We start from the raw sequence: 22937 nt of genomic DNA, 5'->3' as shown, positions 1-22937 counted from the left end.
ATTGCTATTGTTCTATCCAGCCACTGCGATGCATACCGACTTCATTGACAGCACCGCTGTATCCGGTATTCAAATCGATCAGGTTCCCGTCTTTACCGAGGGGGACTCTGTCTTTATCGAGGGAGCCATTGTCTTTACCGAGGGAGAGACTGTCTTTACCAAGGGAGACAATAGTGGCATCACCGGGCATCCCTACAACGGAAAATAAGGAAAACCGGTCATTTATCTCTTTATCATTATCATTGTTTACGTCCCGAATCGCCGAAGCAGTGTGAAGGTCCACCACATAAAAGCGGCTGGAACCGATACTGGGTGTGCAGATGTTGGCCCCCGGGGCAGAGGAGGGTGCATAGGTGCTATAAAGCAACTGTCCGCTGTAAACATCGCCGGTGGTGGTTGTCTTTTCCCCCGAAGCGGCAAGGTTGATATACCAGCCTTTACTACTGTCCAGTACTGATAGGCCATCAGCGGTTTGCTGATCAGTACCCTGCTGGATATGGTTGCTGCTGGCATCGTACAAGTCGCTATGGGAAATAACGTTGGGTGGTGTTGTGCAGTCATTACAACTGCCAAAGTGGTTATAGAAAATATTGGTATCACGGATAACGTAGTAACGGTCAGTATTTGAAGTGGCCATGGGGTTGGCCCGGTTACCACTGCCCAGTACTACCGCATCATATGCACGTCCCCGGTAAGTAGTTCTCACCAGCTCCGGTTGGTACATAAAACGACGATCGTCGATAATATCCGGAGATGGACGTATATCTGTCTCATCTGCCCCAAGCTCTGCAAGCTTGATCATGGACCACAGGGCAGTTTCAACATCGGGAGCATTGGCATCAGGATAAGCCTTACCGATATCGATTCTGAAAACATTGCCACCGGTGTCTGCAAAGTAGACCCGGTCTGTAAGGCCGTCACCATTACTGTCCATGGGTGCGGGGGATGCCACCACACTCCATTTCAGATCACTGCTTTCGTACTGTATCGGGTTTGCTGTATCAATGGCGTCAGGGGCAGTAAATGATTGGATTAATGACCCTGACGAAGCGTCAACGAAGAACAGGCCCCGGCCATTTTGTGAATATTTCCTGACTTTATGAGAGTCACCCGCTGCATCGATAAAATCTTCACCTTGGCGATCATCATCATTGGTTGAGTCATAACCGGCACCGAAAGCAAGTGCGTATTTATAATATATTGAGCTGGTTGTGACCCCGGCTTCGGTGGTTGTTACGACATCCCGATAGCCTGGCAAAATGATAGGGGCTGGTGTTGACCAACTCTGGCCAAGCTCGGTAAATCCTGGTGTGGTATGGTCAATCCGCCAAAGCAGGGTAGGGGGGGCATCCGGATTGGAAACGTCAATGGCATAGTAACTGCTGCCACCCCGACGCATGCCGAAATAGAGAACCATTTTATCACCATCGGTATGTTTGATATTACCGTCCCTGTTTTGATCAAGGCGAATGACGCTTATCTGGCCATCAAGCCCGTAGGGGTGGCCTACATCATCACGGTTTTCATAAAGCTTTGCGACGTTATCAGCGGTTTCTCCGGCAAAGAATGACCAGTTCTCAACCACGTTACTCCCCTGATCCTCAATAAAATGCAGGACGCCATAGTTGGTGCCAAAAGCCAGTCGTATATCGGGTTTATTTTCACTGTACTCGGTGCCGTCGCCATCAGTATCACCATAATTCAGAGTTACTGGTCTTGAATGCAGAATATCGCCCAGAACCCAGTCCAGCGTATTGCCATTGCTGTCCAGTCCTTTGATCCAGTTAATCAGATCTGTAGCGGTGAAGCTCTCATTACCGTCAAGATTAAAACGGCTCGTATCAATATTATCCAGTGAGCCAATTGACTCCTGATTTTGAGCATTAACCAAATTGGTATAAAACGTCCCCCTTGAGTTTAGAAGGGTTGCCCCTAATCCCCCACTGGCCACATCACTGCCATCATCAATGGTCCCCCAATACGAACTGCGGCCATCAGCGATCCGGTTGCTGCCATCATCCAGTGCCGCATCACATCGCCGATCAATCACGGTGCCTGGCACGTGATCTTTCAACTCTGTGCAGGAAGGACTGGAGCCATCCTTATAGATTTTCAATTTTTTCAGATTGCCTTTCCATCGAGCGGAGTCGGTCGGGAGGAACATGGCATAGTAAGCATTGTCCAGCGACTCTGTTCGCTTGAATGTATTGACGGCAACTGCTGGAGAAACGAAGGTACTGGTTTGCTGGAGAATTTCCCCCAGGGCACCCTGGAACGCTGAAGCGATATCGTTTACTACCACACATCCGGTCTCAGAGTCTGTATTGCTGCCAACGGTTGTATAGCAGACACCGTTTCCTTTATTCGCGGTGTCGTATAACAGTGGCTGGTCGGTGGCAAAACCGATGGTATAGGTAAATGCTTTCTGATTGCCGGTGTCAATGTCACCATCAAGTCCGCCAGGGCCTGGGTTAGCAAGATATTCGGCAAGCTTTGGCAGACAATTTTCACTTGTTCCATTGTTGTTATCAGCATAATTGTCGCAGCTGGTAATGGGTGTCAGCCCATCGATCAGCAGCCGGGTATCAGACTTGACTGTCGTATTTACGGTAGATTCATTACTCGGCTCCCCATCGGTTACATAGATGACGTACAGGTTTTGACAGGGTTTAACCACAGGAACATCACCATAATCACTGGTGGATTTGTATTGGCTCCCAGGGATTTGTTCGACACTGGTATCGCGGCTATTGGTCAGTTGTGCCCGATATAATTCCCGACCCATAAAAAAGTTAAGCACTTCGTAGTAGGCACCACAAAGAGGCGTTCCACCTTCCGGGTTAATAGAATTCAGGTCGTTTAGAATTTTGCTGCTATCCGGACTTATTCGGTGTCTGATATAGCCCCCCAGACCGCGACTATTGCCATTCAGAAAAGCAGCAAGGCCAAAGTCAACTCCGGGGTTATTATTGATAAGATCAGTAATTGCATTAACTGCCAGGTTAATCCGGGTTCCGGGAGGTTGGAATTCAGCCTGATTATACCAGTTAAGGTAATTACCAGGGCAGGTTGCACCAACAACTGATCCGAAAAAATAAACTGGCGTACATGGGCTACCATCAACTAATAACGCGTAATTCCAGTAAATGGTGTAGCTGTTATTGGGCGATCGGTCGCCACCATAGGTTATTGATGGGTTGTAGGGGCGTTTGGGAATGGATGGGGCATTATTGTTCATACTTCCAGATGTATCCAGCAAGATCATCACCTGGGGTCTGGCATTATTGTTAATATTGGCACCAGTAAACAGTTCCGTATCGTCAGCATGGGCAACAAACTGTAAAAGTACAGCGATCACTACCGCAGATTTAATGCCTTGTAAAACCACTTTATGCCACATTATACGACCACATTTTTTATTCATGTTTATGCTGAAACCAGAACTTCCTGATACGGTCCCTAACTGCTTCTATGGGCTTGCCGTTGCCACTGTACTGCCGACATTGACATTCCGGTCCCCGGTCGCCGACCCTCCCTGTTCACCCAACATCACTTTATAGGTGTTCATGGTCAGAGAGGTGGCTATGCCTGACAGTGCACTGTCCGTTTGAATCTGGTAAAACTCAACGCTGTACTTACCAACACCACTGGCATTCTCGCTGCGGGGTAACGTCTGGCTGGAAGCCTGATAGTGAATACTTGGGCTGGGCGCTGTATTGTTGGCACCACAGGTATGTGCCACTTGCTGTGCCTGGTCCATTGTATTGTCAGGGTCGTATGGGTTATAGGGAGCCTGGTCCGCCCCACAGATGCCCCGGTCAAAACTGTCCATGCCCATAACCGCAATCTGGTTGAGCGTTGCCTGTGCCTGGTTGAACGTAATCAGCTTTATTTCCGCATTGGCGATCATGCGCGGTGACCGGCTGGACTGGTTAACCAGTGTGACAGCAATAGTGGTCAGCATCATTAGAAATAAAAGGGAAACCATCAGAATCATGCCGCGCTGTTTTGTTTTGAACTGTGTCATCCCCGGTCACCGATAGGCCTGGTTATAGAGAAAGATGGTGGTACTGGCTAAACGACGATTGCGGTTATCGCCATTGGGCTGAACAGTAATGTCGCCCATCTGGTAGGTGCGAAAATCTTCAAAGCCATTGATTTGATCGGTAGTGGCCAACAGGTAAAGTTTGATGCTTTGTACGTCATTCCATTGTTGCTCTGTCCAGTTATTAGTGTTGGCTGGTGTTCCCTGATAGCGGTTTACCTGACCATCGCCATTATCATCAATGCCCAGGAATACGCGCATGGCTTCGATATTGTTGGCCAGTGTGGTTTCAACCAGGGCGTCATTGACAAGACGGGTTAGCCTCAGCTGATTATCCCGAAGATAAAACAGGCTGAACTGATATTCCCGAATCTCCTGGTCAGCGGAAATTAACGGGGCATTGGCAGAACGGAAAAGGTGGCCTTCCTGAGTATTGGCGACCAGGTAGTTAGTGTCTGCCGCTGGATTGGTCACCACTTCGCCAATTGCCCCCCGGAACAGCAGCCAGTCAGAAGGCAGGCCATCATCGGCGGTATAGTCTCCGAGCTGTCCGGCAGCGCAGCCGAAAATATCGTTACTGGCCCGTCCGGCCATAAATGCAGGGGAAGGGGTCAGGGCCGCAGCAATGCCAGTGCAATCATCGGTAACCGCCAGACCATTTTGATTAATGCTCTCTGGCGGCAAGCCATTGATATACCCTGCCGAGCGAAGGTCGCGGGAGATGATGGCCAGAGCTGTGCGGGCATTATCATTGAGAGTAATCATGGCACTGCTGTCACGCTGGGCGGTAAAGGTGTTGAGATAGAGAACGGCCACACCAGCCAGCAGAAATAGCGAAAGGGTCACGGCGACCATCAGTTCAACCAGGGTAAACCCTCGTTGTCTTTTATAACTGCCGATGGCCCGCGAGTTTTTTATCATGACTTTCCTCACATCCATGTACTGCATCTAACCGATGGTCGTTTGTATTACCATGACCCTGCGAAGATCATTATCTACTGTGGATCGATAGCCTGCATCTGCGTCTCCACAGGCAACCGCTGCCCTGGTATCGGGGCGGGTAAATTTGCCTCGCCAGACAATCGTCAGGGTCACGTCGGTATTATTGATGTTGATGCATGCCCTCGGTGAAATGAGTCCACCCGCGCCTGTGTTTGCAGCAGTTTGCACCTCATTACCAAAGAGAGCTGCCCCCCATTGCCAAAGATCAAAGGCAGCTGTTTGCGCGGGTGAACAGTTGGAATTCATCCCGTCGCAACGGATTACCGGCTGAGCTGGCGCGGCAGCAATATCGCCGTTGTAGCTGGCCAGCCCGGAATTATTGGCATTAATACGGGCTAACAGATCCTCAGCCAGTTGTAAGGCAATGGACCGTTGTTGTACTTCAACAATGTTCTTTCGGGACTCAACCACCAGACCGGCAATGCCTAACAATCCCACTGATATGATGATCATGGCCACCAGCACTTCAATCATGGTAAAGCCGTTATTTCTGTTCATCACTTATTTCCTGCCCATTACCAGTATCTGCCTCAAGCTGTTCCTGAACCTTTCCGGTTATCAATAGTGATGTAGCGCCACCACCATCAATACTCAATGTTGCAGTATGAGAAGCCCCGGCATCATTGATAGAAACATCGGCACCGGTGAAAAGCCCCCGTGCATCAAAACTGAACTGTGCGGCAACCGAATTGATCGCGGTACCGGAAAGTGGGGGGAGTTGCAGTATGGTGACACCATTGGCGGTTACCGTGCCATTGTTGCCTGCCCAGCCATTATCCGGTGAGATAATAACATCAGTACCACGGGTGATCGCTTCTGAGCGGGCAAATGCCAGGATGCTCTGTATCTCTTCGGCGTGGCTGCGGACCCGGTTATTGGCAATACTCTCGGTCAGGGAAGGGTAGGCAATAGCCGACAAAATACCCAGCACGGCAAGGGTGATGATCAATTCAACCAAAGTAAAGCCATCGGAATTTTCCGCTGTGGGCTCTCTTATCTCTTCATCCATCTTTATTAGCGATGCTGTTTCTATTGTTATTAAAAGTCAGGGTTTGTATATCTTTTCTGGTCTCAGTTCTCACGTCATTCGAGATAAGCGGTGGCTATTTGCAGATAAATGGCAATGAATATCCCGATATGAGAGAGCTTTCAGGATAAAAAAAGCCAGCCCTGAAACTATCCAGGGCTGACTTATTAGAATGATCTATCAGGGGACAACTTTTTCACAAACAGTTAACAAACTGTCGTCTGTTAGTTAGGGAAATAGGCACCAAGCTTGGTGGCTAACATCATATTGCCTTCAGCACGCAACTTACCCATCATAAACGCCTGCATGCCATCAATTTCTCCGGACATCACACCGGCCAGGGTTTCGCTGTCCATAATCAGTGTTACGCTTGGGTCGTCATGGGTGCCAGAAACGATATCCAGGCTTCCATCATTAATGATCAGGTGGTAGTCATCAGCATCTTCAATATTAAACTGGAAAACCTCTTCGACGCCTGCGGCTGCATCTGTATTGAAGCGGCTCTTCATGGACTCAACGATTTCTGCAGGAGTGCTCATAGTCTCTTTATCCTTCTTCTTAACATTCAGCATTTCTGGTTAGACAAGCCGAATCTTATGAGTATTAGCCGAATGTGTCAATGAAATTCAAACGCTTGTATGAATCCTTGCAGGTAACAACTTTCTACTCTCATTATTTTTATAGTCCACGGCAAAGATAAATCAGTTATCATAGAGGCCATTTTGATATTGCAACTCGCAAACCTTTTAAGGAGGCTCCTTTGGAGTATCTGGCAGACTTTATTTTGTTTCTGGCCAAAACAGTCACCCTGATTGGCGGTGTGGTGGTTTTAGTGGCTCTGGTGACAGCAATTGGCCAGAAAGCCAGGAAAATGCATAAGGGACACCTTGAGATTACTCGCCTTAATGAACACTACGAGCACCTTCAGGCAGATTTGAAACATGCCTTGCTGGATAAGGCTGAGCTGAAAAAAGAAGCCAAAGAGCAGAAGGAAAAGGCAAAGCTGGAAAAAAAAGCCAAAAAGAATAAAGAGTGTGAGGAAGAGGGAAAACCAAGAGTCTTCATACTGGATTTTCATGGCGATATTAAAGCCTCAGCGGTCAAATCGCTGAGGGAAGAGATTACGGCGGTTCTTTCTCTGGCAGATAAAGAGCGGGACGAAGTGGTGATCCGGCTGGAAAGTGGTGGTGGCCTGGTCCATTCCTACGGTTTGGCTGCATCCCAGCTGAAGCGAATCCGCGATAAAGGGATTAAGTTGACGGTCACCGTCGATAAAGTGGCTGCCAGTGGTGGCTATATGATGGCCTGTGTTGCCAATCATATTGTTGCGGCACCTTTTGCAGTACTGGGCTCTATTGGCGTAATGGCGCAGTTGCCCAATGTTCACCGTCTTTTGAAAAAGCATGATGTGGATATTGAGTTACACACTGCCGGTGAGTTCAAGCGCACTTTGACAGTTCTTGGGCAAAATACCGAAAAAGGACGGCAGAAATTTATCCAGGATATGGAGGATACACACCTGTTATTCAAGGATTTTGTCAAGACTGAGCGGAAAGTTGTTGATATTGATCAGGTTTCAACCGGTGAAATCTGGTATGGCCAAAAAGCACTGACGCTCAACCTTATTGATGAGATCAGCACCAGTGATGAGTATATCTACCGGAGGGTCGATGAGGTCGATCTGGTACAGGTTGAGTATGTGATGAAAAAAGGCGTTGCCGACAAACTGGGGATGGCGGCTGAGTCAGCCCTGGATAACACCTTAATGAAGTGGTGGGGACGGTTTAACACCAGTCGCTTCTTTTCTTAGCAGTGCCTGGTTCTTCAGGTATTCGTAATTTTTGTTTTTATCTGTGCTGATTAACTTTTGAACTATAGATCTAAATAGCAGTCAAATGTTCTATCAGTTATTCAGATGGACAATAATAATGAACCCTGTTGAAGTATCAGTAGCGACTGGTTACCATCGTAATCAGTCCCATAATAACAATAATGTCGGTAAGACTGAGCATTGGACGCAATCCAGAACCGTTCGGGCGGTTGCTGGGGTGGCCCTGTTAGCTTTAGGAGGGCTTGTGGGCCTGGCTGTTTCTTTTTTTGCCAGCCCCTTGGCTGCGATTATTGCTGCTGGTGCCGTAACTGCAGTGCTTGGCGTCTGTATCATTGGGTATTTTTACCACCATGGTGGTGGGAACAGTTCAACGACACCACCTGATATACACTCGCCAGAGCCCATCTCAGCGGATACAGGTAGTGCTGAAGTTTCCATTCAGCCATCTCCATCCACTGCTTCATATGTTCCATCATCGCCACCGCTGTCATCCACTGCTTCATATGTTCCACCATCGCCACCGCTGCCATCCACTGCTCCCTGTGAAGACCCGCCAGGGTTGCCATATGCCGCTTCTTATGTGCCGTCGGCACCACCTCCATACTCTCCCTTTGCTGAGCCTCCTGCTTCAGCAGGGACTGCGGCCGCGCATTTGTCTTCAGTTACATCTAATCCCCTTCCTGCCGAGCCTCCCCCGGCCTACACACCATTTCCGGCATCCGTTGTAGCAGACCCTTTTGAGCCGCCACCAGCTTACAAAATAGTGGATTCAGATGAATTTATACAGATGCAGGAAACGGGTGTGGATTCTTTGTTGAGGCAGCATGGGGAAACTATTTATCGAAGTAGTCGAGACGGTAATTGCCTGTACGATTCAGCGGCTCACCAATGCCCGGAAATAGCCAGAGATGCAACAGATCTTCGTCAACAGGTTGCTCGTTTTGCAAGAGAATGGCAACAGTGCTATCCAGATGGCAACATCAATTTTTCCCCCATCGAGGCACGAGCCTATGCACGATTACAAGGTGATGTTGGTTATGTAGCTGGCGGTACCACCATAGCTAATGGACTTGACGAAATATCAGTCCCGGGATGTTTTTCCGACCATATAGATACTTTTTTCCTGGCACAGGTTGCCGGAATGCCGGTCATCGTCATAGGTATTGATAACAAGGTGACTATTGCTGTCGATGAAAATGGTCAATCCATGGATTTGCCTGAAACTTATGACAGTAACCTGGTTCCCCGCAGAAAAATTCTCCTGGTGCATGATGGCCCCCACTTTATGGGGCGGCAGTTGGGGCAGAATTAATTATTCTGCTCCATATCCGTCTTAACCCGGATATTTCATAAACTGCCCCGAATCTCGCGCAGGGCTTTGTCGCTCTAAGGGATTTTGTGAGGGAGCGCCGTACCGGGGAGTACGGTCGACTGAACAAAACTCCCTTAGAGCGGCAAAGGACAAGCGAGAACGGGAGCATGTTTATGAAATATCCGGGTTAATCCCTTCTCAAGCGTTCTGACAGGGCAATAGGGGATTCAAAGCGGAACACGACGATGTAGGAAGATACCAGCAGTGAGAGTATCGCTGTTGCCTGGATAATATGCGCTGAAATCTCGCCAATCAGATTCTGTCCGCTGGCAAAAGCCGCTATCAGTATTGAAAACTCACTGGTCTGACCTAATCGAAAGCCGACTTCCCAGGCTGTGGACCGATTTTCGCTGACCTTGCGCAGCAGAAAACCAAAAACCACCGGCTTGATCAGGATAACAGCCCCGGTCATAACCGCTGCCGGGAAAAGTACCTGGCCAAGAAGGTCAAGGTTGAAACTGGCCCCGATAGAAAAGAAGAACAACACCAGGAAAAAATCTCGTAACGGTTTAAGATTGATGGCTATATATTGGGCGATTGGACTGGTGGCAATACTGATACCGGCAATAAAGGCACCAATTTCATAGGAGAGGTTCAGGCTATGAGCTAACTCCGCAAAGCCAAGACACCAGCCCAGGGCCATCAAAAACAGATATTCATGAAAACGGTCAAAGCGGACCATCAGTGGCAGCAGCAGGTATTTGACCAGCATAATAGCGGTGAAGATCAAGGCTGGCAGGGCGATAAATGCCATGATCAGTTCGTTGTAGTTGGTGCTGTGTGATGGACTCAGATTGTAAAGCAGAAGAAGTGCAATAATGGCCATCAAATCCTGCAGAAGCAGCAGGCTGACCATGATTTCACCAGTATGTCTGTGATGCAGCACGGTGGTTGGCAAAAGTTTTATGCCAATGATCGTGCTGGAAAACATCATGGTTGCACCAATGATGATAGCCTCATTCTGGGGCAGACCAAATGTCAGCCCGAGTCCATAGCCCGTCAAGGCAAAGAGAAATGAACTCAGTAAACCAACGGTAGCCGTTTTCCTGAGCAGATGGGCAAGGTGGCTTGGCTGCATATCCAGCCCGAGAAGGAACAGCAAAAAGATGATGCCAACATGGGCAATATCATTGAGGAGATTAGTGTCATTAACCACTTCCAGTCCAAACGGACCCAGTATGGCTCCGAGGGCTATATAGGCTACCAGCAGAGGCTGACGGGTGAACAAGGCTCCAGTAGCGAGAATCGCTGCCCCGGTGAAAATAAGAAAAAAAGAGAAGAGCAGGGAACCGCTTTCCATCATTCAGGCTCATTCTTGGATTATTTATGGAAAGGACAGTATAACCAACAGTTTGGTTTTCGTGCAGAAGAAGGGAAAAATCTCTTCCAAATAAGGAAGAGATTCCAAACTGTGGTTAAAGCTGATGCCTCAACCGATACACAGGTGGTAATTTATCGGCAGCGGTTTGATAGTTCTTACTAAATGTTCTCAGAGCCGCCAGGGCATAATCCGGATTCTGATCTTCCCTTAATCTGAAACTACTGAATCCACAGCGCTTGAGGTAATAGAGCTGGTCCACAAGAATGTCGCCTATGGCTCTAATATCCCCTCGGTAATCAAAGCGTTCCCGAAGCAAACGGGCCAGAGAGTAGCCACGACCATCCATAAAACGAGGAAAGTTAACGGCGATGACTTCAAACTGGTTCAGGGTATTAGCCACCGTTTCAGGTTCGTCGTCACTGTCAAACCAGATGCCAACCTGACCTTTATGCAGGCCATTGGCCTTAACAGCCTGATCAATTGACGACACATGAAAGAGCACATTGCCATCAGGTACTACGGACTCTTCCGGATCCTGTTGCAGAATCTGAAAGTCATCAATACTGATTTGCTGATCCTTAAGCAGCTTTGGCATAAACCTTCTCCTTGAATGGCTGCACACCAACCCGTCGACAGGTATCGATAAAACGCTCTTCCGGAGTGCGGAGCTCGACGTAGGTCTTCAGGATTTTATCGATGATGTCCGGCACTTCATCCATTTTGAAAGAGGGTCCAAGGATCTTGCCCAGAGACGCGTTATGCCCGGATGCACCACCGACCTGAACCTGGTAATACTCTTCACCTTTACGATCAACACCCAGAATACCAATATGACCGACATGGTGATGACCACAGGCGTTCATACAACCGGAAATGTTCAGATCCAGCTCGCCAATATCATGTAGAAAATCCATATCATCAAACCGTCGCTGAATGCTTTCTGCCAAGGGAATGGAGCGGGCATTAGCCAGTGCACAGAAGTCGCCTCCCGGGCAGCAGATCATATCGGTAAGCAGTCCCTGGTTAGGTGTTGCCAGGTTCAGTGGTTTCAGTGTTAGCCAGAGTTCATGGAGCCTGCTTTGGGGAACATCGGCAAAAATCAGATTCTGCTCGTGGCTCACTCTGAGCTCGCCAAAGCTGAACTGGTCAGCAAGGTCTGAGATAGCTTCCAGTTGCTCGGCACTGGCATCTCCCGGAGCATCAGCCGTTGCCTTCAGAGTCAGGGTGACAGCACTGTACCCCGGCTTTTTATGGGGATGGACATTTCGTCTGAGCCACAGTTGAAAATCCGGTTCGGCGGATAAAGCCAGGTGAGTCAAGTCGATATTGGCCAGCTTCTCGTAGTCAGGCTCAGTAAAAAAAGATTGAACCCGATCAATCTCCTGTTGGGGAAGCCGGGCATCGGTTTCTTTCAGTTGAGACCACTCATTTTCAACCTTCTTGGCAAAAACCTCTGGCGTTAGTGCCTTCACCAGAATTTTAATTCGGGCCTTGTACTTGTTATCCCGCCGTCCATAACGGTTATAAACTCTCAGTACTGCATCCAGATAACTCAGGAGGTGCTCTGGTTCAAGGGATGGTTTAATAACGGAGCCCACCATGGGGGTTCTCCCAAGACCACCACCAGCCAGGATTTTAAATCGAACGTCATTATTTTCATTTAAGAAAGCATGAATGCCGATATCATGTACCTGTGTTGCTGCCCGATCCTGTTCACTGCCACAAACCGCTATCTTGAATTTTCTGGGAAGATAAGCGAATTCCGGATGGAAAGTGGACCATTGCCGGATAATTTCACACCAGGGGCGGGGATCTATAATCTCATCGTGTGCTACACCAGCAAACTGATCTGTTGTGGTATTACGGATACAGTTGCCGCTGGTCTGAATAGCATGCATTTCGACAGAGGCCAGTTCTTCCAGAATTTCCGGGACTTCTTCCAGCCTTGGCCAGTTCAACTGAAGGTTCTGTCGGGTGGTAAAGTGGACATACCCTTTATCGTAACGTCTGGCAATGTAGGCCAGTTTACGCATCTGTATACTGCTCACCATACCGTAGGGAATAGCAATGCGTAGCATGGGGGCAAAGCGCTGTACATAAAGCCCATTCTGAAGACGAAGAGGCAGGAATTCATCTTCTGGCAACTCACCAGCGAGAAAACGACGAGTCTGGTCCCTGAACTGCAGGACTCTCTCATCGACTATCTGCTGGTCGTAATCATCGTATTTATACATGAATTGTTCGTCTGATTAGCCACATCCAGGGAGCAGGTCATAAACCTGGGACAGAGGAAGAATACTGATTTTTACTTATAAGTAAAACTATTATTTATTAATAAAAGTAGGCTAAAAAGTAATAAATCAAAGGGGTGCAATAAGTTGATGGTTGGTCAGGGTTTCGCTAGTTTAAATGAGTTGGGTCGATATGTGCCCTTTTGACAGTATTAAGGAGATAAATAATGAAAGACAGTACAATTGATGCCATTGCGGCTGTTGCATTGATAATGCTGGTTGTTGCGACGGCGGTATACTGGGTCAGTTCTCAGTAAAAGCTTAGGTGTTTTGAGTGACGACATACACCACAGATATAAGTATCAAAACAAATAGTGCGGTTCCGGCGATACCAGCGATGATGTAGTGCGCTGGCTTTCCCTGTTGGAAATCCCTTTCCAGATTAGCCCTTTTCTGGACACCGAATGCAGCAGACAGCGCACTCAACACCACTGATTTAATGCCTGTCCCTTTTCTTTCTGACATCAGCCAACTCTCTTTATCAACTGTTAACATGACCATATTATGATCTTGTTATTTCAGTTGGCAAACAGGTAAGACTAATTGAGGACGATAACCCTGATCCTGTATTGGGTATCTCTGGCTGCAAAGTAACCGATCCAGCTATCTTTATCAGCGTCTGTCCATGATACCAGTTGATCAGCCAACATTTGGGTACCTCTGGCACCCAGGTCTTTGACATAGGGAAGTAACACATAAGCCATTGCACCGAGAACCAGGCCATTGGTTGCGGATGTCACTGCTCTTTGCAAGGCAATGTTCAAACCACCGGTAGTGTAGTAATTCAATACCCCATTCATGGCGTAATAGGTTGCTATCGGGATAATGGTTGCTGCTGCTACAGGTACTACATAGCCTCTGATGTTTTCGGGCAGAGGGATCAGTTGATATCCTGATGAAGTTATCGCCTCCGCCCGCTCACCAATAGAGGTTATCTGGTGCTGCAGATTGGCGATCAGGTTTAAATCCTCTGAACCTGAAAGGCTCAGGCGTTCATCCTGACCTGCAGGTATCATTTCATTTAACTGGTAAAAACGATACCCGATTTCCAGCAACCCGGCTCCTGATGCAAGGGCGTAAGCTGACGTCGCATCCCACCCCCTGCCTTTAAAGTACTTCATATAGCCATTGTGAATGGTGTATTGAATACTGGTCTTTATCGAGTTGTTAAAATCACCGGCAAGGTCAGGCAAATGGTCAAAGCCCAAGTCTCTTCGAATTAAAGACAGTGCATCTCCGGGAACGTTGTTAATCATATTGAGGCCATACCCGACCATCAGCATGGCGATACCGTCAATGGTTTCATCATTCAGGCTATGGAGCATGGGCCATTTCCCAAAGACCTGATGCAAACGACCTTCGTTATGCAGCGTCTTCAGTGAACTGCCAACAACGGAAGACATGCAGCTAAGCATTCGATTGGTGGGTGTTGTCCTCATGAAAAGTCTGAACGTTTCTATCTTGCTCGTCTCAATTACGTTTTTTTCAATTTTCCCGGTGTTGACTACCGCCGCTGCTGGTCTTTGTGGATCGCCGGTGACCTTTTCGCCATGATTTGTCAGTAATGAATATGCCGTAAAGCCTTCAACAAAATCCGCAGCGCACTGGGCAAAGAGAGAGTCAGTATCCGTAAACACCTGATTCTGGACAAGGTTCCTGATTGAATGAATAACATCAAGACCCAGAAGTAAATAATTCCATCGTAAAAGGTTTTGCCAGAATGAGTGTGGCTGCCAGGTTACCATGTTCATGGCAATAATGGGGACCACCTGAGGAACAAATGCACCCACAGCGGCTACCCTGGAAAGGTTTTCTTCCTTCTCAAGTATGATTTTTACTTTTTTACCCACCATTTCATCCGTGGTATTCAGTGTCAGGTTAATGAAACGATCATTATTTGTTCGTTGGATTTTCCCATTTTCAACAACAGAAGTTTCCTGGTCGTGCCAGTACATTCTGTTTGACTCTGCGTCTCCTGAACTGAAAAAAGCATGCTTATGTTCTGATTGAAGTCGTATGGGTATTTTACCGTAAATTTGTTCTTTTAATATCTCGGTATCAATTTCCAGTTGAAGTGGTGTGCTGTCTTTTACTGTAATTTCCACAGAATTGTTATTGCCGGGAGATAGCTTCGAAATATTAACTGCAAAAGAATTAACCGGGAAAACTGAGAAGACAAAAAATATCAAAAAGCTTTTGCAGTTAAATAACTCAGGTATGAGTGACAGCAGGGGTGGGGGATAATAATCAGTCGTATCTGATTTAAATGTTTCAGGTTTTTTTCTGGATTTTAAGGATAATAGAAAAGCCATTATTTACCACCTAAGTAGACAGGCTTTCCTTTGCCACAGAAAAATCTGGAATAATATTGTTTAAAGTTGTTATCTCTGTTATGGAGACGAATTTTCAAATATTTTAAACGAATTTAAGATTTTTTTATCATAATTAATTGAGATACAAAAATTTTTTTTATTCCCTTTGTATTTCCATAAATGGGTTAATAAGAATTTATATCTATTATCAAAATCAGTTTTTCAACTGCCGATTTTCAGTGACCACATCTATACGGTAACGAATCGTATCTGCCAGAAAATATTCTGACCAGCTTCCAGGCTCTGCCTCCATATATTGAAGAATTGGCTTTTGTACAGTGTTTGCTGCCCAAATACCATACCTCTGAAGAACAGGTGACAATAAATGCGTGGCAGCACCAAGCACCATTCCTTCATAAGTGGCGTCAAATAGTTTAAACACCGGAGATGAGACATCAGATCCGGTGGTTAATTTAAATGCACCATAAATAACTGCAGGTATTGCGACACCCAGTGTCAGTAGTTGAAGTTCAGATAATTCCGGTAGGGCCAGGGCCTTATTAATCGATACTCCTATTGCTTCGGCCCGCTTGGTCAATGAATGAAGCTGATGAGTCTGGTCGCGGCCAGCCATCCCCTGTTGGGCATAAAGCCTCAACAGGATTTCAATAACCCCGGCACCCGTGGCCATTGGCAGAGCGTAGTGCTCATTAAAATTATGAGCTTTGAGTTGGCCCTTAAAGAGATCTTCATACCCTGCATGAAGAGTATATTGGGTGGCTTTAACGATTGACCGGTCCAGTTCATTCTGTAACGAAAGATCCTCAATTGCATTAGAAAAACCAATGGTTTGCTTCAGTAACTTGAAGAAGTCTCCCGCCTCAAAGGCAAAGGTATTAAAGCCATATCCGACCATGATTTTTGCCAGGCCATTGATCGACTCTTTGTTCAGTCCTTGCAAATATTGCCACTCGTCACCAATGTGATTTTTCTGAATATCAAACAGTGTTGATGCCACTGTGTTTGAGATACAGTCCATCAGCCTCTTGAAGGGGGCGCTCATAACATATGCCCGGATGGTTTGGCTTTTGGTTCTGGAAGATGCCGAAGTTTCTCCATAATTGGCAGCTTCAAAAAGCAGGAACCCTTCAATAAAATCTGCTGAACATTGCGTTGCCAGGGATTTGTGGTTACCAAACGTTTGGCTCAGAACAAGGTTTCGAATCGATTTAACAATATCACCTCCCAATAGTTTATAATTCCATCTCATCAGTGCTTCGTAGAAAATAACGGGCTTTGGACCGAATGTAACTTCATCCATGAAGATAACAGGAATCATTTGAGGAAAGAATGCAGCCAGTGCTGATAGCCTGGAAAGATCTTTCTCTTTTCTTATTCTGATTTTTATAATCTTGCCAAAATGGCTTGAGTCTGGTGTGAGTGTTATATAAACCAGCTCATCATTATTAACTCTTTTGTTACTTTCTTTTTTCAGTGCATTAATTTGGTCGTGCCATAATATCTGCTGTTCACCATTTTCAAATAGCAGACTTTCATTTTCCAAAATAATTTGTACAGGAATGTTCCCCTGAAGATCTTTCTCAAGACCTTTGGTATCAATTGCAATTGTGATTTCCTGCTGTTCTGAAGCTACTATTTCTAAATCAGAATTACTGTCTGGCGATAAAAGGTAAATTTCATTTTGATGGGATGCGCAAGCCAGTGAGGCGTTACACAATAAGAAAATCAAGGATAATAACCCGGCAAATCGAAGGGTTTGGAAACTCTTGAAGCGGTCATTAGACACAATTATTCTTGGCATACCTACCATCCTGAATGGGAGGCATTCCCTTGCCATTTCAATCTAAGGTTAACTATTTCAGGCTAGCTACCGTTAGCCTGAAATAATCTGACGATTATAATTGGTGTTTGCTTATTATTAGGCAATAAATTAGTGAAAAAGTTTCTCAATGTGAGAAATATCGCTATTGCTTCCGGTCAAAACCACAATATCACCGGCATTTAAAATCATTCCGACTTGTGGTTGCAGCACCATATTATCTCGACGGACCTCGACAATTGAAACGTCGGTGCCTTTAAAGTCAAGAGACTCGATGGTTTTCTGATCTGCTGCACATTTTTTGCCCAGGGTAACGGCATGGCGATAGGTTTTCTTATCATTCTCCAGCAAATAATCACTGATGCCCGGATAAAAGCCGTTGAGGATTTCATACCCTTTGGTTCTGGCTTCATGGACTCTTTGACGAACACGGATAGGGTTCATACCCAGCATCAACAGGGCATGCTTGACAATAACCAGGCTTGACTCGAGCACCTCTGGAATAACCACCGTTGCCCCGGCCTTTTTCAATGCGTCTGACTGACTGTCATCCCGCGTGCGAACAAGAACGGGAACCTCGGGCGATTGTTGTCGAACTGCCTGTAGGATTTTAAGCGCATTTTCCGGGCGGTCGATACAGATAACCACCTGACTTGCCCGCTCCAGTCCAACGGCCATCAGCAGTTCTAACTTCCTGCAGTCACCAAAGAAGACCGGATCACCGGCAAGACCCGCTTCATGTACATGAATAGGGTCATCATCAATGGCAACATAGGCTTTGTTTTCCTGGGTCAAAAAGCGGGCAATGGTCTGCCCGACACGGCCATAACCACAGATCAGGGTATGGTGGTGTATATGGGCAGTTTGCTTGCGAACTTCCTCTTCTTTTATCCGATGAATACTCTGTTCGGATTTATCGAACTTGACCAGTTTAACGATGGCATTGCTGTTTCTGATCAGAAGCGGCGCAATGATCATCGATAAGATGGTAATCGCAAGTACAACGGAAGTCAGGTTGCCGCCACTCTCACCATATTGCGATGCCAGGGCAACCAGGGCGAAACAGAACTCGCCACCCTGGGCCAGGGACAGGCTGGTTCTGAGGGAGATATTTTTGCTCTCCGCAAAGGTTCTGGTCAGGGTGTAGATCACCAGAAACTTAAAGACAATCAATGCTACTGTACCCAGTAGAATCTCTTTCCAGAAAGTGACCAGCACATCCATATCCAGCATTAAGCCAACAGATACGAAAAACAGCCCGAGGAGCACATCCCGAAAGGGTTTGATATCGGCTTCAACCTGGTGTTTGTAGTGGCTCTCACCCATCATCATGCCTGCCACAAAACCGCCCAGCGCCATGGATAAATCCATTGCATGAGAGAGCCAGGCGGCCATCAGGGCAATAACCAATGCCATAAGAACAAACAGTTCTTCACTCCTGGCCTTGGCAACCTCGTGAAAAATAAGAGGGAGAACCCATTTGCCAATGGCCAGCATGATCACCACAAACACAACCCCTTCGGCAAAGGCAAACCCGAGGGAGGAGGCAATGGAGTCACTGCCTCCACCGATCAGGGCGGGAATCATAATCAGAAAGACAACGGCGGCAATATCCTGAAATAGCAGGACACCGATGGCCAGCTGCCCCTGGCGGGAACGTATTTCGTTACTCTGGGTGAGTTCCTTGGAGACAATCGCGGTGGAGGAGAGCGCCAGTGCCGATGCACAGACAAAGGATGTAAGTAGGGCAAAATCAAAAGCGATCAGAATGCCAAAAATGCCGACTCCTGTCAGGAGTACCTGCAACCCACCCAGGCCAAATACCTCTTTTTTCATGGCCATAATGGTTTTCATGGAGAATTCCAGGCCTAAGGTAAAGAGCAGGAAAACCACCCCGATCTCGGCCAGCAGGGCAATATCAAAGTCCTGCTGTATCAGTCCGGACGTTGTTGGTCCAAGAATGATGCCTACAAATAAATAACCCAGGCTTTCCGGCAGTTGGAATCGCTTGAAAAAGGCAATAGTGACGGCTGACAGAGCCAGAATAAGCATGAGTTGATTGAAAAATGTAAAGTCCATGGGATCGCCAGCTGAATTTATTAATGCCCAGAGAGAGTATAAGCAAAAACATCGTATTGTAGTTATATCTACGTAATCTTTACTAACTCTACGGTTATATTATCGCTATGATAGACACCCTTTTTAGGGAATAGTTTATGATTCAACTGACTTTATATACCACTTCCGGATGTCACCTGTGTGAACAAGCTGAACAAATGCTCAATTTTCTGCAAAAGCAGCAGGTTTGCCGATGGGCAGCTGTAGAGATCAGTGAGGATGATCGTCTGGTTGATCTTTATGGTGTCCGGATTCCGGTCATCGCGTCAGCAGAGGGCAGGGAACTTGGCTGGCCATTTACCCTTGAGGCGTTGAATCAGTGGCTGATTCCCCCCGTTTCAGGATAGGATAACAACATCGACGGTTGTTAATTGGCAGGGATCGCATGATTAACTACGCTCTGGCTCAAAGACGAGAATCGCGTGCAAGGATGGCATCGTCCGGGCTTAATAACAGTAACACTGGAAAGAACGTGTCTGACGACAAAAACCGCCTCCTCAAATTGGCAACCTATGCCTCAGTTGCAACGGCAAGCCTGCTGATCATTGCCAAACTCATTGCCTGGTTTATGACCGGTTCCATGAGCCTGCTAGCTACCTTGCTGGACTCCACGATGGATATTCTGGCCTCCCTGATCACATTATTTGCCGTCAGAATTGCCATTGCGCCAGCGGATGAAGATCATCAATTTGGCCATGGGAAGGCTGAGCAGCTTGCCGTATTGGCTCAGTCAGCCTTCATTGGTGGTTCGGCCATTGTTCTGGTGCTTAACACGCTAGACCGGATAACTGGTGAGGATGTGGTGCTGGATAATGAAAGTGCCGGTATTATGGTGATGATCTTTTCCATCATTGCCACACTGATTCTGTTATCCATACAGCGGTATGTCATCCGAAAAACCAACTCAGCGGCTATAAAATCGGACTCACTGCATTACCAGGTAGATCTTTTGACCAATATTGCGGTGCTGGCTGCACTGATTGGTACCAGCTATGGCTATTACCAGATAGATAATGTGCTTGCCCTGCTGATTGGTGGTTATATGTTGTTTAGTGTCAGGAGTCTTGCCTGGGAATCCATCGAGCAGTTGATGGACAAGGCTCTGCCTGAAGAAGAACTTCAGGAAATTGAGAAACGGGCCCTCTCGGTTGACGGTGTTCTGGGTATTCATGACGTCAAAACCCGGATGTCAGGCTCAACCCCGTTTATTCAGATGCATCTGGATCTTGAGCCGCATACGCCGCTGATCTATGCCCATGAACTGGGGGTACAGGCCAAGCGGGCAGTGCTTGACTACCTGCCCGAAGCGGATGTTATCGTCCATCTTGACCCTGACGGTCATGATGAGGAGCCGTGAGATTAAAGAATTCCAGTGATGTTGCCCTGGTTTGCCGGGCAACCTGTTCCGGGGATAGCCCGGTGTGTGTAGCGATCATTTGCACAACCTCAAAGAGAAAGGCCGGTTCATTTCTCCGGTTTTTCGGTTTTTTTGCCAATGATCTTGGCAGTAGCCACGGTGAATCGGTTTCCACCATCAATCGGCTTGCAGGAATATCCTTCATCAGCGTGTGAAGATGGGTTCCCCGTCGTTCATCACAAATCCATCCGGTAATGCCAATATGACAGTCCAGGTCCAGGTACCGATACAGGGCGGTTTTATCGGCCGTAAAACAGTGCACAACCAGCTTGCTGACCTGATCCCGGTAGTTTTTAATGATATCTGCAAAGCGTTCTGAAGCATCCCGCTCATGGCAAAACAGTGGCAGGCCAGACTCAATAGCCAGCTCCAACTGACGCTCAAATACTTTCTCCTGAACAGGCCGTGGGGAAAAGTCACGGTTAAAATCCAAACCGGTTTCGCCAACGGCCACCACCTCTGGTTCACTGAATAAGGCTTTCAACTCTTTAAAGGTTTGGGTATTGGCATCTTTTGCTCCGTGCGGATGGATACCGGCAGTACAAAAGCAGTGTTCCGAATATTTTCTGGCCAGCCCCAGTACCTTCTGTGACTCTGTCAAAGAAGTACCGGTGAGGATCATGGTAGTAACGCCGTGCTCAACCGCACGACTGACAACTTCATCACGATCCTGGTCAAAAGCCTTATCACTGAGGTTAACGCCTATATCCACCAGCTGCTGTGTCATTGAGAATCCTGTTATAAACCGTATGTTTGCCGGATATTTTGCTGCTCATTCTTCTTATAAACAAGGTTCTCATCAACAGGCAATAGCCGTATCCTTAGGCGCTAATATTTTCAGGCTAAAAAATTTACAGGAGCAATGGCGGATGCAAGTCACCGGGCTGGCTATCTATCCAATCAAATCAACCAGGGGAATACCCCTGGAAAGCGCCCATGTCACCCGAAGAGGTTTTGAGCATGATCGCCGCTGGCTGTTGACGGATGAACATGGCAAGTTTATCACTCAGCGGCAATATCCAGCCCTGGCAACCGTGGTCACATCCATTGTTGATGGGGGATTACTGATTACCCGGCCAGCGGGCGAGAACCTCTATGTAGCGATACCGGAAGAGGGGGCTTACTCTGCCACAGTAACGGTCTGGAAAGACGATTGTCAGGCACTGGATGCCGGGGATGCTGCTGCCCAGTGGTTCAGTGATTTCCTGGCTATAAAATGCAGGCTGTTTTATCAACCGGAACAATCAATCAGACCAACCGATGCCAGATACTCCCGGCCAGAGGATCACACCAGTTTTGCCGATGGTTTCCCTTTCCTGCTCACCAATGAAGCATCTCTGGCTGATTTGAATCAACGCCTGACTGATGCAGTGCCGATGTCCCGCTTCCGGCCCAATATTGTCATCAGTGGTCAACAGCCCTATGAAGAAGACACCTGGTCAGTGATCAGGGTAGGAGAGATCACATTTCGGGTAGCCAAACCCTGTTCACGGTGTGTGATGACCACAGTCAATCCTGAAACCGGGCAGAAAGAGGGGAGTGAACCGCTGTTTACGCTGGCTCAATATCGTCGGACGGAAAGGGGGGTTATCTTTGGCCAGAACCTTATTCCGGACCGGGAAGGCATTATCCGGATAGGCGATAAGGTTACGATTTTGGAATATTGAGTTATTCAGGCAATAGGACATGCTATTGCCTGATGTCGTTTTTCGTCAGGCCACAATAGCCCTGACCTTGGCGAGAGCCTCATCAATGACCGATTTTGAAGCCCTTTCCACCTTTTTTATGTGTCTTGCCTTGTAATCTACCGTTCGAACCTGCTGGCACACTACAACCCCGGAAACCTGATTGCCCGCTATTGAAACTTCAAAGGCATGACCACGAGCAGTGGAGGTGACAGGTGCTACCAGAACCAGCTTTGTCCTCTGGTTAAATGCTTTTGGAGATAAAACCAGTGCAGGTCGAGTCTTCTGTATTTCCAAGCCTCGCGTTGGATCAAAGTCAACCCAGATCACATCGCCACGCTCGGGAATATACACCATTACAGAAGCTCCTCTCCCTTTGGTGCATCATTGAGCCATTCCCGGTCTTCTTCATTCAGAATGAAGGCACTGGCAGGACTGGCTGATAACAGTTCGTCCATTGTGTACTCTTTATGGGAGCTGGCAGGTTTGATAACGATTTCTCCATCAAGTGCTTCAATCTGGATACTGCTATTTACCTCAAGGCCAGCTTTGGCGAGAACTTTAGCGGGTAATCGCACAGCTGCGCTATTACCCCACCGTTTGATTTCAGTTTCCATGTAAAACCTTTTTAGTATCTATCTATGTAGATACTAGATAGCAGTCAGAAAGGTGTCAA

General features: G+C 47.3%; 21 protein-coding genes. 5 read left to right on the top strand and 16 right to left on the bottom strand.

What is annotated here, in order from left to right; translation table 11 throughout:
• Positions 1-4: 4 nt before the first annotated feature.
• The 6 genes from J7438_RS16725 to J7438_RS16700 form a co-directional block, all read right to left on the bottom strand.
• Positions 5-3424 carry a PilC/PilY family type IV pilus protein gene (locus tag J7438_RS16725; RefSeq protein WP_209277450.1) on the bottom strand — a complete coding sequence of 1140 codons (3420 nt, stop codon included), beginning with the start codon at positions 3422-3424 and terminating at the stop codon, positions 5-7.
• Positions 3425-3469: 45 nt separating this feature from the next.
• Entirely contained in the window at positions 3470-3988 is a 519-nt protein-coding gene (locus tag J7438_RS16720; RefSeq protein ID WP_209277449.1) for a hypothetical protein, read from the bottom strand.
• Between the two features lie 45 nt (positions 3989-4033).
• Entirely contained in the window at positions 4034-4966 is a 933-nt protein-coding gene (locus J7438_RS16715; RefSeq protein ID WP_209277448.1) for a PilW family protein, read from the bottom strand.
• Between the two features lie 27 nt (positions 4967-4993).
• Positions 4994-5545 (bottom strand): type IV pilus modification protein PilV, encoded by a 552-nt coding sequence (gene pilV / locus J7438_RS16710; RefSeq protein WP_209203570.1) that lies wholly within the window; start codon positions 5543-5545, stop codon positions 4994-4996.
• A complete protein-coding gene (locus tag J7438_RS16705) occupies positions 5532-6056 on the bottom strand; it encodes a GspH/FimT family pseudopilin (protein WP_209277447.1) in 525 nt (174 codons plus the stop codon). The genes pilV and J7438_RS16705 overlap by 14 nt, the downstream gene beginning before the upstream one ends.
• A 242-nt stretch (positions 6057-6298) precedes the next feature.
• On the bottom strand, positions 6299-6613 hold the full coding sequence (locus J7438_RS16700; RefSeq protein WP_209203571.1) for an SCP2 sterol-binding domain-containing protein: 315 nt from the start codon (positions 6611-6613) through the stop codon (positions 6299-6301).
• A gap of 221 nt (positions 6614-6834) precedes the next feature.
• Between J7438_RS16700 and sohB the strand changes: the two genes are divergently transcribed.
• Both sohB and J7438_RS16690 read left to right on the top strand, forming a co-directional pair.
• Entirely contained in the window at positions 6835-7884 is a 1050-nt protein-coding gene (gene sohB, locus J7438_RS16695; RefSeq protein ID WP_209277446.1) for a protease SohB, read from the top strand.
• Between the two features lie 118 nt (positions 7885-8002).
• Positions 8003-9217, top strand: coding sequence for an OTU domain-containing protein (locus tag J7438_RS16690; protein ID WP_209277445.1), 1215 nt, complete (start codon positions 8003-8005; stop codon positions 9215-9217).
• 187 nt (positions 9218-9404) lie between these two features.
• Here the strand turns inward: J7438_RS16690 and J7438_RS16685 are convergent, their stop codons facing one another.
• The 7 genes from J7438_RS16685 to J7438_RS16655 form a co-directional block, all read right to left on the bottom strand.
• The gene (locus tag J7438_RS16685; RefSeq protein WP_209203574.1) at positions 9405-10580 is read right to left on the bottom strand and encodes a cation:proton antiporter domain-containing protein; all 1176 of its coding nucleotides are present in this window, start codon (positions 10578-10580) and stop codon (positions 9405-9407) included.
• A gap of 112 nt (positions 10581-10692) precedes the next feature.
• Complete coding sequence (locus J7438_RS16680; protein ID WP_209277444.1) at positions 10693-11193, bottom strand: DUF934 domain-containing protein; 501 nt, start codon at positions 11191-11193, stop codon at positions 10693-10695.
• On the bottom strand, positions 11177-12832 hold the full coding sequence (locus tag J7438_RS16675) for a nitrite/sulfite reductase (protein ID WP_209277443.1): 1656 nt from the start codon (positions 12830-12832) through the stop codon (positions 11177-11179). The genes J7438_RS16680 and J7438_RS16675 overlap by 17 nt, the downstream gene beginning before the upstream one ends.
• A 318-nt stretch (positions 12833-13150) precedes the next feature.
• A complete protein-coding gene (locus J7438_RS16670) occupies positions 13151-13384 on the bottom strand; it encodes a DUF2970 domain-containing protein (RefSeq protein ID WP_209203577.1) in 234 nt (77 codons plus the stop codon).
• 44 nt (positions 13385-13428) lie between these two features.
• Positions 13429-14994, bottom strand: coding sequence for a hypothetical protein (locus tag J7438_RS16665; protein ID WP_209277442.1), 1566 nt, complete (start codon positions 14992-14994; stop codon positions 13429-13431).
• A 421-nt stretch (positions 14995-15415) separates the two neighbouring features.
• A complete protein-coding gene (locus tag J7438_RS16660) occupies positions 15416-17023 on the bottom strand; it encodes a hypothetical protein (RefSeq protein WP_209277441.1) in 1608 nt (535 codons plus the stop codon).
• A 129-nt stretch (positions 17024-17152) separates the two neighbouring features.
• Positions 17153-19120: a monovalent cation:proton antiporter family protein gene (locus J7438_RS16655; protein WP_209277440.1), complete on the bottom strand. Its 1968-nt coding sequence runs from the start codon at positions 19118-19120 to the stop codon at positions 17153-17155.
• A 137-nt stretch (positions 19121-19257) separates the two neighbouring features.
• Here J7438_RS16655 and J7438_RS16650 point away from each other — a divergent pair, with 137 nt between their 5' ends.
• Together J7438_RS16650 and J7438_RS16645 are read left to right on the top strand one after the other, a co-directional pair.
• Entirely contained in the window at positions 19258-19506 is a 249-nt protein-coding gene (locus tag J7438_RS16650; RefSeq protein WP_209203581.1) for a glutaredoxin family protein, read from the top strand.
• Positions 19507-19631: 125 nt separating this feature from the next.
• Entirely contained in the window at positions 19632-20516 is an 885-nt protein-coding gene (locus tag J7438_RS16645) for a cation diffusion facilitator family transporter (RefSeq protein ID WP_209203582.1), read from the top strand.
• Here J7438_RS16645 and J7438_RS16640 read toward each other — a convergent pair.
• Positions 20473-21303, bottom strand: a complete 831-nt coding sequence (locus J7438_RS16640; protein ID WP_286196638.1) for a TatD family hydrolase — start codon at positions 21301-21303, stop codon at positions 20473-20475. The genes J7438_RS16645 and J7438_RS16640 overlap by 44 nt on opposite strands.
• A gap of 142 nt (positions 21304-21445) precedes the next feature.
• Between J7438_RS16640 and J7438_RS16635 the strand changes: the two genes are divergently transcribed.
• Complete coding sequence (locus tag J7438_RS16635; protein WP_209277439.1) at positions 21446-22243, top strand: MOSC domain-containing protein; 798 nt, start codon at positions 21446-21448, stop codon at positions 22241-22243.
• A 45-nt stretch (positions 22244-22288) separates the two neighbouring features.
• Here the strand turns inward: J7438_RS16635 and J7438_RS16630 are convergent, their stop codons facing one another.
• Entirely contained in the window at positions 22289-22618 is a 330-nt protein-coding gene (locus tag J7438_RS16630; RefSeq protein WP_209277438.1) for a type II toxin-antitoxin system PemK/MazF family toxin, read from the bottom strand.
• Positions 22618-22878 carry an AbrB/MazE/SpoVT family DNA-binding domain-containing protein gene (locus J7438_RS16625; protein WP_209203586.1) on the bottom strand — a complete coding sequence of 87 codons (261 nt, stop codon included), beginning with the start codon at positions 22876-22878 and terminating at the stop codon, positions 22618-22620. The genes J7438_RS16630 and J7438_RS16625 overlap by 1 nt, the downstream gene beginning before the upstream one ends.
• Between the last annotated feature and the right edge of the window lie 59 nt (positions 22879-22937).

Origin of the sequence: Thalassotalea sp. G20_0, assembly GCF_017744175.1 — a bacterium.
In the GTDB taxonomy this organism is placed as follows: Bacteria; Pseudomonadota; Gammaproteobacteria; order Pseudomonadales; family Endozoicomonadaceae; genus Endozoicomonas.
The sequence above is the reverse complement of the archived record's forward strand: the minus strand, read 5'-3'. Positions and strand labels throughout refer to the sequence as shown.